Genomic DNA, 11158 nt, shown 5'->3' on the forward strand with positions numbered 1-11158 from the left:
GGCCGTCAACAGCGACGGCGCGGTCTGGGCGGCGCTCGAGCGTGGCTATGCGGCCTTGCGGTTGCGGCTGGTCAAGGTGGCGGTCAGGGATGACCGTGCCCTGATGGTCCTGGACGCGGTGGCGGGCAAGGGGCAGTCGCTTCGGTCGGTGTCGGGCGGCGGCAAGGCCGTTGCGCTGGACGGGCGCAGGCTGGTCGAAGCGCTGCGAATCGCAGGCCCACTACTGAAAACCACGGATGTCCAATTGAAAAAGGGTCTTGTCAGAGGTGAACGCTAAAGGCATGTAAATCGTCAAGTTCAGAACTGCGCCTGGAAACCCGCCCAACCTCGTTGCGGCGGGTTTCGCGTGTCTGGTCGGAGGGGTCGGCATGGCCAAACTCAGCACGCTGCCGCCGCGACTTCCGTCGATCGCTCCCACCCTGGGCCGTGCGCCCGCCGATGCCGCCCGCGCCCCGACCAGACGCCAGCGTGACAACGCGCCCTGGCGTCACTGGTACAAGACGGAACGGTGGCGCGCGCTGCGGCAGAAGATCCTGATCCGGGATGCCTACACCTGCCAGCGCACCGGGGTTGTCTGTGACGGGAAATACCCCGCGCCGAACAGCCCTGTCGTTAACCATCGTCGACCGCATCGCGGGAACGAGGCCCTGTTCTGGGACGAGGACAATCTCGAGACGGTCAGCAAGGCTGAGCACGACAGCGCCATCCAGCGCGAGGAGCAGGCCAGCCTGCACCAGCGTGGGGTCTGGACCTGACCTGACTGAATCGCGGCCAGCGGCGGCAGCGACGGGAGGGGGTGGGTCGAAAGCCTACAGGCCAGCAGGCTCCCGACCCGCGCCCCCCTCAGTCGGAGATTTTTTTTGATGAGCGACGAAAATTCGGGCGACGTCGACCTGTTTGGCGATCCGTGGAAGGCACCCAAGGATCGTCGCGGTCGCCGGTCGCACAAGTGGACGAAGCAAACCGCTGAAAACATTGCAGTTTTACGCGCGTCAGGTTTGACCGTCGAGTTGATCGCCGCCCGCGTCGGGCTGAGCGAGCCTACCCTGCGCAAGTATTATTTTTGGGAGCTGGATGAAGGCGCTGACCTCGCCCAGGCCGTGTTGAACGAGGTGATGTGGAAGAAGGCGCTCGCGGGTAACGTCGGGGCCGCGCGCTACATCCGCGAAGAGTTCGGCTCGGGCCGTTCGAAGGACATTGCGAACCGGGTTCGTCGCCGTGAGGCGAAGGAGCCGCCGCTGGGCAAGAAGGAAGCCCGTCTCCAGCGCGCTTCCGAAATCCATGGGAAATACGCTCCGCCAGCGCCGCCAAGGTTGCAATAGATGGTGACGATATCGACGGCATGTCCGGACTGGCGCGAGCGGATCGTGGCGGGCCGGACGCTGCTGCCCGCGCCGCTGTTTGCGGAAGAGGCAGAAGAGGCTCTTCAGGTGTTCAAGTCCCTGCGCATCGTCGACGCGCCGGGCAAGCCGACCTTTGGCGAGGCGTGCGAGCAGTGGGTCTTCGACTTTGTCCGCGCCATCTTCGGGGCATACGACAAGGTCTCCGGCCAGAGGCTGATCCGCGAATTCTTCCTGCTGATCTCGAAGAAGAACTCCAAGTCGACAATCGCGGCCGGCATCATGGTCACCGCTCTGATCCGCAACTGGCGTCACTCGGCCGAGCTGCTGATCCTGGCACCGACGCTGGAAGTGGCGAACAACGCATTCCATCCCGCGCGCGACATGGTGCTGGAGGATGACGAGTTGCGCGACCTGCTCCACATCCAGGAGCACACGCGAACCATCACCCATCTGGCGACCAAGGCCACGCTGAAGGTCATCGCAGCCGACACCGATACGGTTGGCGGCAAGAAGGCCGGCTTCGTGTTCGTCGACGAGCTCTGGATCTTCGGCAAGCGGCCCAAGGCAGACGCCATGTTGCGCGAGGCGACGGGCGGCCTGGTGGCGCGGCCGGAAGGCTTTGTCATCTGGGCCAGCACCCAGTCGGACGAAGCGCCCGCCGGGGTGTTCAAGGCCAAGCTCGACTACTTCCGTCGCGTGCGGGACGGGCTGGCTGTCGATCCGGCCAGCCTGCCTCTGATCTACGAGTTCCCGGAGAACATGATCGAGAGCGAGGCCTATCTCGATCCAGCCAACTTCTACATCACCAACCCCAATCTGGGCCGATCCGTTTTCAAGCACTGGCTGGCTGACGAGTTGCGCAAGGTTCTCCATGCCACCGGCGGCGAGAAGCAGGTGTTTCTGGCCAAGCATCTGAACGTCGAGATCGGACTGAGGCTGTCGCAGGATCGCTGGGCCGGTGCCAATCACTGGGCTGGCGCGGCTGACCCGGACCTTACGCTCGATGAGTTGCTGGCGCGGTCGGAGGTGGTGGTGGCCGGTGTCGACGGCGGAGGCCTCGATGACCTCATGGGTCTGGGGCTGATCGGCCGCTGCCGTGAAACCCGAGACTGGCTGAGCTGGTCGAAGGCATGGGCGCACGATGACGTGCTCCAGCGCCGCCAGGATATCGCAACCCAGTTGCGCGAGTTCGAAGCTGACGGCGATCTGGTCATCTGTGACGATCCGCTCCAGCCGATCCGTGATGCGGCTGACATCCTCGAGCGGGTCTATCAATCGGGGCTGTTCCCCGAGAAGTACGGGATCGGTCTGGACCCCTTCGGCATCACGACGCTGGTCGATGAGCTTGCGGTCAGGGAAATCGAAGGGGAGCTTCTGGCCTCGATCAAACAGGGTTCGGCCCTGTCGCCGGCCTCCTGGGGCCTCGAGGTCAAGCTCAAGAACAAGACCTTCTGGCATGCCGGCCGTCGACTGATGGCGTGGTGCGTCGGCAACGCCAAGGCAGTCGTCCGGGGTGGAGCTGTGCTCATCACGAAGGAAAGTGCGGGGCGAGCCAAGATCGACCCGCTCGTCGCGCTCTTCAACGCAGCAATGCTGATGAGCCGTAATCCCGAGGCGTCAGGCATCGCGCCGCCCTCCCCCTGGGATGACCCCGGCTATAGCCTGTTGGAGGCATCATGAAGTTCCTGCAACGCCTGTTACGGACCGAACAGCGCAGCATCGGCGGCGATCTGGAGACGGTGCGCGTGTTCGGCCTCGATAGCGTCGAACTGCCCGCCGTCACGGGTGAATCCGCCATGACCGTGCCCGCCGTCGCGGCCGCCATCGGTTTCCTGTCGGCGGCTCTGGCGGGCCTGCCCATCCATGTCTTCAACGTGGATGGGGAGGATGAGTCCGTCCGCGACCGGGGTGACTTTGCCTATCTGCTCAACCAGGCACCGAACGAGGAATGGAGCAGCTATGCCGCGCGCCGGTATTTCTGGTCCCAGGTGTTCGGCAAGGCCGGGCGGGGGCTGCTCTATATCGAGCGCACGGGGCCTGACCGTGTAGCCGGTTTCTGGCCCATGAACGCGGAGGTCACGACGGTCCGTCGGGTGAACGGCCGCAAGGAGTATGTCTGCGAGGGCAAGGTCTATCAGGCGCGTGAAGTCATCGACGTTCCGTTCCTGCTCAAGGCCGATCAGCTTTCGACATACAGCCCGATCTGGATCGCCCGGAAGTCCATCGCGCTTGCGATTGCCATGGGAGATTATGCGGCCAAGTTCTTCGCGGGCGGAGGGGTACCGCCGCTGTCGCTCACGGGTCCGATGCCTGCGGGGCCTGATGCAATCAGGCGTGCCCAGGCGGACATCAGGAATGCCATCGATGCCGCCCGGCGCAAGGGCGAGGCGGTGTTCCCGATCCCGCCCGGATATGAGCTGAAGACGGTGGGCTTCGACCCGGACAAGGGGCAGATGACCGATGCGAGGCGCTTTCAGGTCGAGGAACTGGCCAGAACCTGGAACCTGCCGCCGGTATTCCTGCAGGACCTGACGAACGGCTCCTTCGCCAATACGGAACAGCAGGACCTGTTTCTGGTGAAGCACAACATCTGTGGCTGGGCCAAGGCCTTCGAAGATGAGGTCAATCTCAAATGCTTCGCCGCAAGCAGGGGCCGTCGCTACGCCGAACACAACCTGGACGCGCTCCAGCGAGGCGACCTCAAGAGCCGCATGGAAGCCTTGGCGAGGGGTGTTCAAACCTCTCTGCTCACGCCGAACGAAGCCCGCTCGATCGACAACCGCGCACCGCTGGACGGTGGCGACAAGCTCTACATGCAGGGGGCAACGGTGCCCCTTGGTCAGTATCAGGCAGGCCTGCCCTCCAAGCCGCAACAGGGAGACCCTGAAGATGCAGAAAACTGATATCCGTTCCCTGGATGGACCGGTCGAGATCCGCGAGGCTGAAGGCGGCGGCATGGTCGCGACCGGTTATGCGGCGCTGTTCAATACGCCGACTGAAATCGGCGGAGCCTGGATCGAGACGATCGAACGCGGAGCCTTCGCATCATCCCTGAACAGTGATGTCATCGCGCTTGTCCAGCACGACTACGGGCGCGTGATTGGCCGGACTTCGGCTGGGACATTGCGGCTGGCAGAGGACGAGCGCGGGCTGAAGGTCGAGATCGATCTGCCCGATACGTCCGACGGCCGCGATCTGGCCGTCCAGCTGCGGCGGCGCGACATCAAGGGCATGTCGTTCGGTTTCCGTGCCACGCATGACGAATGGGACGAAACCGTCAGTCCGCCCCGCCGGACCATCCGTGACCTCGAGCTGATCGAGGTCAGTGCCTGTGTGCGGCCGGCCTACCCGGACACCGAGCTGGGCCTTCGTTCCCTGGAGGCTTCCCGCAAGGAGCGCCGCACCCACAACTTCAACCATGCCAGCCGCCGGCTGCGCATGAAGGTTTCCCTCGACCTCAAGTGTCGAGAGTAAGGCGGCGCGTCTCCCGCGCTTGACCGAATGAGCGCCCGCTTCGGCGGGTTTTTCTTTGCGACAACCCAAGGAGCAATCATGTCGCGTTTGAACGAACTGCGGGAGAAGCAGGCCAAGCTGGTCGCTGAAGCCCGCGAACGTCTGGACCTCATCACGGAGTCCACCGACGAAGCCCGCGCTGCCGAACTCGAAAGCGCCCACGATGCCGCCATGGCCGAACATGACCGCATCGAAAAGCTGATCGAGCGCGAAGAGCAGCTGCAGCGCGTGGAGAAGCGTGCCCAGGAGCTGCGCGAAAGCCGCCGCCCCGGTCGTGAAGACGGTGAAAGCCGCAGCGATGGTGACGCGCCCGAATACCGTCATGTCTTTGCCAAGGTCGTCTGCGGTGCTTCGCCGGCCGATCTGTCGAGCGAGGAACGTGCGGTCCTGCTGAAGGGCACGACCGAATTCCGCACCCAGACCGGCGGTACCGCGACCGCTGGTGGCTATACGGTCCCGACCGAACTTCTGGCCGAGATCGACAAGGCCATGAAGGCGCATGGCCCGATGTACGATGGCGCGGTCATTCGTGACATCACCACGGCTGGCGGCAATCCCTTCAAGCTGCCGACCGTCGATGACACCGACAAGTCGGGGGCTGCGCACGCCGAAGGGGTGCCGCTGACCGATGACGGCGGCCAGGATGTTGTCTTCGGCCAGAAGTCGCTGGACGCCTTCTCGTTCGATACCGAGTTCGTGAAGTGGTCCTACGAGCTCGAGCTGGACAGTGTCTTCAACATGGAAGCGCTGCTGGGCGAGCTGATCGGCGAGCGTCTGGGTCGCATCGCCAACCGTCAGCTGACGGTCGGCAGTGGCAGCAATGCGCCTCACGGCATTGTCACGGCCTCGGGCCTCGGCCACACCTCGGCCGCGACCGGTGCCATCACCTTCGATGACCTGCTGGACCTGGAGCACTCGGTCAATGCGGCCTACCGCAAGGCACCGAGCGTCGGCTACATGTTCAACGACCAGACCCTGAAGACCCTTCGCAAGCTGAAGGACAACGAGGGTCGGTACATCTGGCAACAGGGCGATGTGAAGGCGGGCGTTCCGGGCACCCTGAACGGCCACACCTACCACATCAACGACGACATGGCGGACATCGCTGCCGGTGCCAAGGCCCTGCTGTTCGGCGACCTGAAGAAGTACTGGGTGCGCAAGGTCGGTTCGCCGGTCATCGGCGTGCTGCGTGAACGCTTCTGGCCGGACCTGGGTATCGCAGGCCTGATCCGTTTTGATGGCGAGCTGGCCAACTCCGCTGCCGTCAAGCACCTCCTCATCCGCACTGCCTGAGGGAGCGGGGCGGGCTAGATGCCCGCCCCGTCACATCCGATGAAGATCAAAATGCTTTCGGGCTTCGAAGGTCCCGAATTGTCGGTTCAGGCCGGCCAGATCGTGGACATCTTCTCCAAGAAGGAGGCCCAGCGCCTCATCAAGGAAGGCCACGCCGTGGCGGTTTCGGAAGACAGTCCTGCTGCCTTGAAGGCGGAGCTGGAGAGGGCGCGGGCCGCTGTTGCAGAGGTAGAAACCCTCCGCGCTCAACTGGAGGAGGCGAACGCAAGGATCGCTGTTCTCGAGGCAGCCCCGACGCCGGCAGCCGGTGGCGGGACCGCCGTGAGCGAAACCACTGCGGAAGCTCCGGCAGAGGAGACCCGCTGATGTGGTACTCCCCTGTGGTCACCTCTGCGGCTGCGGGGGAGCCGGTTTCACTTGATGAAATCAAGCTGCACCTCCGCGTCGACCACGATGACGAGGATGCCCTGATCGATGACATCATCGCTGCGGCCCGCGCCTACATCGAGGACATGACGGGCCTTCGGCTGTCAGAGCAATCGGTGAAGGTGGCCTGTGACTGCTGGTCCGATCTGGCCAGGCTGTCCATTGCTCCGGTGCGCAGCGTCACCGAGATCTCGATCATCGACCCCGATGGTTCGGCCAGGGTGATCCCTCCGACCATGTACGAATTGAGGCCGGATGGTCTCGCGCCGTCGATTGCCCTGCTTCAGTCGCCCCCGACCCGTCGCCCCGGCTCCCGCATCTCGGTGACCCTGGATGTCGGTTACTCCCGGAGTGCGCTTCCCCCGGCGATCAGGGCTGCCCTGAAGATGATTGCCGGCGACCTCTACGCTTACCGTGAAGGCGGTCAGGTCGGTTCGGTTTCCAGCCGGATCGCGACCTCCGCGCCGGTCGAGGCCCTGCTGGCCAATCATCGCATCCATCTGATCTAGGGAGTTCCCCATGCGCGTCGTCTTCCTGAGGGACAGGAATTTCACACCGCCGGAACAGCGCGGGATCACCGTGGCCTACAAGGCGGGAATGGAGCTGACCATCAAGCGCGCCTGGGGCGAGCAGCTCGTCGCGGACGGCGATGCGCGAGAAGTCGCGCCGCCCCGGCGACGTCCCGCCGAGGCGAGTGACGTCTGATGGCGGGGCATCTGACGAACCGGGTTCGCTTCGACTCTCGTGCGCCTGACGCCAACGGCGACCCTCTGGGTCCGTTCGTCGAGGGGTTCACGGTCTGGGCCGATGTCGAGTATCTGCGAGGTTCGGAGGTGGCGCTGCAGCATCGCCTCGAGCGGCGGCAGCCGGTCAGCGTGACCATCCGGGACAGCCGTCAGGCGAGGACGATCACGCCGGCCATGCGGATGGTCGATGTCCGGACGGGTGAAGTGTTCAATGTCACCTCTGCCAGTCCGGCCCGTACGCCCGGTTATCGCAACATTCTGGCCGTGTCGGGGGGAGCGGAAGGCTGATGGCGTTCACCAATCGCGACCGCTTGCGCCGCAAGCTCAAAGCCATTCCCGTCGAGGTCCGAAAGGCAGTTCGCGATCAGATGCGTGCCAACGGTCACGACCTGGCGGAGATGCAACGGCGGTTGGTTCCGATCGACGAGATGGACCTTCACAACAGCATCCGGACGCAGGACGTCTCGACCAGCACCCGCATTTCCATTCGCAACAGCGTCGGTGGAAAAAGAGCGCACTATGCCCGATGGGTCGAGTTCGGCACGGCCTCCCGAGCCGCCATCCCTGCCCGTCCCAGCAAGCGGATGAGGCGCACGGGCGTCATGACGAAAGCCAAGGCGGCCCACTTCGGCATGACGGCGCGACCGTTCTTCTGGCCCAGCTATCGTGCCCTGAAGCGCCCGATGAAGCGTCGGGTTTCAGCAGCAGCCCGCAAGGCCATCCGGAGGATCACGAAATGACCGATCCCAGCCTGGCCGTTCAGGCCGCCGTAGAGGCCGCTCTGCGGACCTCGGACGTGGTGCAGGAGTCATTCGCGCCTGACAGTGTGCGGGTTTACGTCATGGCACCGCCGCTCGATGCGCCCTTTCCGCATATCCTGATCGGCGACGATCAGGTCATCGGGCACGATACCGAATGTGCCTCGTCCTCCGAGGTGGCGGTCAATGTTCACGTCTACGCCCGCGAGGCCACGCCCGTTCAGAGCCGCGCGAAGGCCAAGCGGATCGCGGGGGCGGTGCGGATGGCCCTGACGCGCCAGCTCACACTCGAAGGCCATGTCTGCGACGACTGGATCTATGACGACACGCAGCACATGACCGACCCGGATCGCCTCACGGCCCATAGCGTCGTCAGGCTCACCTACTGGACTACGGCAACCGCCTAGCCAGATCCCGCCGCCCCAGGCGGCTTTTTCATGCCCTCAACATAGGAGGCCAAGATGGCCGCTGTGAACTCTACCCGCGGGGTCAAGCTCGTGGTGAAGGTTGGCAATGGTGCCAGCCCTGAAGTCTTTACCAAGCTGTGCACGATCAATGCCGAGCGCGGCATCACCTTCAACGCGCAGACCAATGATGCGACGGTCCCCGACTGCGATGACCCGGACAAGATCGCCTGGCTGGCCCGCGAGAAGCAGTCCCTGTCGGTCGATGTGACCGGCGGAGGCATGAACCACAAGTCCGACAACAAGAAGCTGTGGGACTGGTGGAGGTCGGAAGATTCCCGCAACTGTCAGGTCATTCTGGACGATGACGATCCTGCCAACGTCATCACCTATGAAGGTGCCTTCCACCTGACGCAGTTCGACATGACCGGCAACGTCGGCGAGAAGGTCAACTCGACCATGACGCTTTCGTCTGACGGCGAGGTCACGGCCACTTTCGGTGCCAACGTCGGCGGTGAATGATGAGCCGCGCGGCTGAAGTCACACTGGCTTTCGGCGGGGAAGAGCGGCTGTTCCGCCTTCCCATCGGCCGCATTCGCGCCCTGCAGGAAAAGACCGACTGCGGCCCGATGGAGCTGATCCAGCGGTTCACGACCGGCAGATGGCGCGTTGACGATGTGCGCGAGACCATCCTGCAGGGGCTGATCGGTGGCGGCCTGAGTACCCATGAGGCGACGCAGGTCATCCTCGGTCACTTCGATGACACCCCGATCTTTCCCCATGTCACCATCGCACAGGCGATCGTCGCGTCAGCCGTGATCGGAGTGGAGGATGAGGCTCTGGGGGAGTCCGCGGCGGGGGTCGGCACGAACAGCCGCTCCCGCGACACAAGCTCCGCTTCGGCTCCTTCTACGGAACCGGAGCCGTCATAGGCTACACCCCGCGCGAGGTGGATGATCTGTCGCTGTGGGAGTTCGCCATGGCGGTGGACGGATGGCGTCGGGCCAATTCGCCGGAGGAACCTGCTTCGCCCAGCCTGAGCGAGGCCGAGCATGATGCCCTCATGGCGAAGTATTCGTGATATGTGCCGCCCCCAGGGAGGTGCTCATGAGACATGTTCCGGCCTGCATGGCCGTCTTGATGCTGGCGGGATGCGGGAAGCCCCAGCCCGAGGGCACGGTCTTCGTCGACGGCGCGCGCTGGGCGTTTACCGAAGCCGCCGACGAGGTTCTGCACCTGCGCGAGAGGGCGCACGAGCATCCTGTCTCCGTCCGTGTGAGCCTCGTCGATGAGCATGGACGGGAGACGTCCGCGCCCGTCGCCACGCTCATCTGGTCGAAGGATGATCTGCAGCGCGTGGAATGGTCTGACTTCTCCGACAGTCAGCTGGCCAACCTGGCAACTGTGCGCATCGACGGCCGCCATGGCGTGATCGCCTTCGCGGAATGGTGCGGGGAGTTCGCCTCGCTCACGCCTCGCCTCTGCGGGGTCGAGCGCAGGCGTTCGGAAGATGACTGGGCGTCGAGGCGCTCACCGGCCGGATAGGCCCGATCAACCCCTGGCAAAGGTCCGCTCCGGCGGGCCTTTTCTTTTGGAGGCAACATGGCCCGAGATATCGAAAGCCTCGTCCTGCGGATGAGTGCGGACATCAGCAAGCTGTCGAAGCAGCTGGATCGCGCGCAGGGCAAGTTCGACAAGACGGCCGACAGCATCGAACGCCGCCAGCGCCAGCTCGACAAGAACCTGGCCAATCTGGGCCGGGAGGCTGCCAACTTCGCCCGGCCGGTCCAGCTGGCCGCATCGGTCGCCCTGGGGGCCATCACGGCCATGTCCTACAACGCGGCCAAGCGCGCCGAGGCCGTGTCCGGTGCCTTTGAGCAGACCTTCCGCGACATGCCTGCGGAAGCCGCCAAGGCGACGGCCGCGATCTCGGAAGAGTTCGGCCGCCTCGAAACCGATGTGAAGGACAACTTCACCCAGCTCCGCTCGGTCCTGACGGCGCTGGGTGTGGATGCCAGCACCTCACTTTCGATGGTCGACCAGCTCCAGCGCCGCGCGCTGGACATGGGGGCCTTCAAGGACGTCAGTGATGCCGAGGCCTTCCAGGCCGTGATCTCGGGTATTACCGGCGAAACCGAACCCCTGAAGCGTTTCGGCGTGGTGCTGAACGAGACGGCCGTGTCGGCAGAGCTGCTGCGGCTGGGCTTCAAGGGCAAGGCCTCCTCGGCCTCGGAAGCCGCCAAGGTAATCGCACGCGCCAACATCATCCTGCGCCAGACGGCGGAGATGCAGGGTCAGGTCGCGCGCGAGGCCGATACGGTGGCGGAAAAGGAGAAGCGCGTCCGCGCCGAGTTCAACAAGGCCGCCGAGGACTTCGGCAAGCAGTTCCTGCCGGTCGCGGCCAAGGTGCTCGACTGGGCCAGCGATGCGCTCAAGGCCTTCAACGATCTGCCGAGCGGCATGCAGGCTGCAAGCCTTGGCATGCTCGCCCTGGTCGCGGCGGGCGGCCCGATCATGGCGGTCATCAAGGGCCTTCAGGCCATCGTCAAGGCGGCTATCGCGGCGCGTGCCGCCATGGCAGTGATCGGCGGCTCGGGTGCGAAAGGCGTTGCCGGCGGCGCAGCTGCCGGCCTTACCGCAGGAGCTCTTGCGAGGGTCGCGCCGGTTGCGGCGGG

The 11158-nt window shown here is 64.6% G+C and carries 18 protein-coding genes; all 18 read left to right on the forward strand.

The features are described from left to right. The coding region (locus B3H86_RS06410) for a hypothetical protein (protein WP_292052128.1) at positions 1–277 on the forward strand (277 nt) is incomplete at its 5' end. Positions 278–368: 91 nt separating this feature from the next. After that, positions 369–755 carry an HNH endonuclease gene (locus tag B3H86_RS06415; RefSeq protein ID WP_292052130.1) on the forward strand — a complete coding sequence of 129 codons (387 nt, stop codon included), beginning with the start codon at positions 369–371 and terminating at the stop codon, positions 753–755. Positions 756–863: 108 nt separating this feature from the next. Then, the gene (locus B3H86_RS06420; RefSeq protein WP_292052131.1) at positions 864–1322 is read left to right on the forward strand and encodes a hypothetical protein; all 459 of its coding nucleotides are present in this window, start codon (positions 864–866) and stop codon (positions 1320–1322) included. Next, complete coding sequence (locus tag B3H86_RS06425; RefSeq protein WP_292052134.1) at positions 1323–3023, forward strand: terminase large subunit; 1701 nt, start codon at positions 1323–1325, stop codon at positions 3021–3023. Further along, positions 3020–4246: a phage portal protein gene (locus tag B3H86_RS06430; protein WP_292052136.1), complete on the forward strand. Its 1227-nt coding sequence runs from the start codon at positions 3020–3022 to the stop codon at positions 4244–4246. The genes B3H86_RS06425 and B3H86_RS06430 overlap by 4 nt, the downstream gene beginning before the upstream one ends. Beyond that, positions 4233–4817, forward strand: coding sequence for an HK97 family phage prohead protease (locus B3H86_RS06435; protein ID WP_292052138.1), 585 nt, complete (start codon positions 4233–4235; stop codon positions 4815–4817). The genes B3H86_RS06430 and B3H86_RS06435 overlap by 14 nt, the downstream gene beginning before the upstream one ends. A 78-nt stretch (positions 4818–4895) precedes the next feature. After that, complete coding sequence (locus B3H86_RS06440; protein WP_292052140.1) at positions 4896–6149, forward strand: phage major capsid protein; 1254 nt, start codon at positions 4896–4898, stop codon at positions 6147–6149. Positions 6150–6167: 18 nt separating this feature from the next. Next, positions 6168–6515 (forward strand): hypothetical protein, encoded by a 348-nt coding sequence (locus B3H86_RS06445; RefSeq protein ID WP_292052141.1) that lies wholly within the window; start codon positions 6168–6170, stop codon positions 6513–6515. Beyond that, complete coding sequence (locus B3H86_RS06450; RefSeq protein ID WP_292052143.1) at positions 6515–7084, forward strand: head-tail connector protein; 570 nt, start codon at positions 6515–6517, stop codon at positions 7082–7084. The genes B3H86_RS06445 and B3H86_RS06450 overlap by 1 nt, the downstream gene beginning before the upstream one ends. 10 nt (positions 7085–7094) lie before the next feature. Next, positions 7095–7280, forward strand: a complete 186-nt coding sequence (locus B3H86_RS06455) for a hypothetical protein (protein ID WP_292052145.1) — start codon at positions 7095–7097, stop codon at positions 7278–7280. After that, positions 7280–7609, forward strand: a complete 330-nt coding sequence (locus B3H86_RS06460; RefSeq protein WP_292052147.1) for a head-tail adaptor protein — start codon at positions 7280–7282, stop codon at positions 7607–7609. The genes B3H86_RS06455 and B3H86_RS06460 overlap by 1 nt, the downstream gene beginning before the upstream one ends. Beyond that, complete coding sequence (locus B3H86_RS06465) at positions 7609–8061, forward strand: HK97-gp10 family putative phage morphogenesis protein (RefSeq protein WP_292052148.1); 453 nt, start codon at positions 7609–7611, stop codon at positions 8059–8061. Before B3H86_RS06460 ends, B3H86_RS06465 begins: the two co-directional genes overlap by 1 nt. Continuing rightward, positions 8058–8486 carry a DUF3168 domain-containing protein gene (locus B3H86_RS06470; protein WP_292052151.1) on the forward strand — a complete coding sequence of 143 codons (429 nt, stop codon included), beginning with the start codon at positions 8058–8060 and terminating at the stop codon, positions 8484–8486. Before B3H86_RS06465 ends, B3H86_RS06470 begins: the two co-directional genes overlap by 4 nt. A 54-nt stretch (positions 8487–8540) precedes the next feature. Beyond that, a complete protein-coding gene (locus tag B3H86_RS06475) occupies positions 8541–9005 on the forward strand; it encodes a phage tail tube protein (protein ID WP_292052153.1) in 465 nt (154 codons plus the stop codon). Further along, complete coding sequence (locus B3H86_RS06480) at positions 9005–9415, forward strand: gene transfer agent family protein (RefSeq protein ID WP_292052156.1); 411 nt, start codon at positions 9005–9007, stop codon at positions 9413–9415. The genes B3H86_RS06475 and B3H86_RS06480 overlap by 1 nt, the downstream gene beginning before the upstream one ends. A 17-nt stretch (positions 9416–9432) precedes the next feature. Beyond that, a complete protein-coding gene (locus tag B3H86_RS06485) occupies positions 9433–9564 on the forward strand; it encodes a hypothetical protein (RefSeq protein ID WP_292052158.1) in 132 nt (43 codons plus the stop codon). Positions 9565–9611: 47 nt separating this feature from the next. Continuing rightward, the gene (locus tag B3H86_RS06490) at positions 9612–10028 is read left to right on the forward strand and encodes a hypothetical protein (protein ID WP_292052159.1); all 417 of its coding nucleotides are present in this window, start codon (positions 9612–9614) and stop codon (positions 10026–10028) included. 57 nt (positions 10029–10085) lie between these two features. Next, positions 10086–11158: hypothetical protein (locus B3H86_RS06495; RefSeq protein WP_292052161.1), on the forward strand; the 1073-nt coding region annotated here is incomplete at its 3' end.

The sequence above is a fragment of the Brevundimonas sp. UBA5866 genome (genome assembly GCF_002432125.1).
Lineage (GTDB): Bacteria > Pseudomonadota > Alphaproteobacteria > Caulobacterales > Caulobacteraceae > Brevundimonas.

Bases quoted from the DNA above. Each gene is read 5' to 3' on its own strand.
- B3H86_RS06460 (WP_292052147.1), top strand. From the start codon at position 7,280: ATGGCGGGGCATCTGACGAACCGGGTTCGCTTCGACTCTCGTGCGCCT.
- B3H86_RS06480 (WP_292052156.1), top strand. From the start codon at position 9,005: ATGAGCCGCGCGGCTGAAGTCACACTGGCTTTCGGCGGGGAAGAGCGG.
- B3H86_RS06415 (WP_292052130.1), top strand. From the start codon at position 369: ATGGCCAAACTCAGCACGCTGCCGCCGCGACTTCCGTCGATCGCTCCC.
- B3H86_RS06465 (WP_292052148.1), top strand. From the start codon at position 7,609: ATGGCGTTCACCAATCGCGACCGCTTGCGCCGCAAGCTCAAAGCCATT.
- B3H86_RS06470 (WP_292052151.1), top strand. From the start codon at position 8,058: ATGACCGATCCCAGCCTGGCCGTTCAGGCCGCCGTAGAGGCCGCTCTG.
- B3H86_RS06425 (WP_292052134.1), top strand. From the start codon at position 1,323: ATGGTGACGATATCGACGGCATGTCCGGACTGGCGCGAGCGGATCGTG.
- B3H86_RS06490 (WP_292052159.1), top strand. From the start codon at position 9,612: ATGGCCGTCTTGATGCTGGCGGGATGCGGGAAGCCCCAGCCCGAGGGC.
- B3H86_RS06420 (WP_292052131.1), top strand. From the start codon at position 864: ATGAGCGACGAAAATTCGGGCGACGTCGACCTGTTTGGCGATCCGTGG.
- B3H86_RS06430 (WP_292052136.1), top strand. From the start codon at position 3,020: ATGAAGTTCCTGCAACGCCTGTTACGGACCGAACAGCGCAGCATCGGC.
- B3H86_RS06440 (WP_292052140.1), top strand. From the start codon at position 4,896: ATGTCGCGTTTGAACGAACTGCGGGAGAAGCAGGCCAAGCTGGTCGCT.
- B3H86_RS06435 (WP_292052138.1), top strand. From the start codon at position 4,233: ATGCAGAAAACTGATATCCGTTCCCTGGATGGACCGGTCGAGATCCGC.
- B3H86_RS06475 (WP_292052153.1), top strand. From the start codon at position 8,541: ATGGCCGCTGTGAACTCTACCCGCGGGGTCAAGCTCGTGGTGAAGGTT.
- B3H86_RS06455 (WP_292052145.1), top strand. From the start codon at position 7,095: ATGCGCGTCGTCTTCCTGAGGGACAGGAATTTCACACCGCCGGAACAG.
- B3H86_RS06445 (WP_292052141.1), top strand. From the start codon at position 6,168: ATGCCCGCCCCGTCACATCCGATGAAGATCAAAATGCTTTCGGGCTTC.
- B3H86_RS06450 (WP_292052143.1), top strand. From the start codon at position 6,515: ATGTGGTACTCCCCTGTGGTCACCTCTGCGGCTGCGGGGGAGCCGGTT.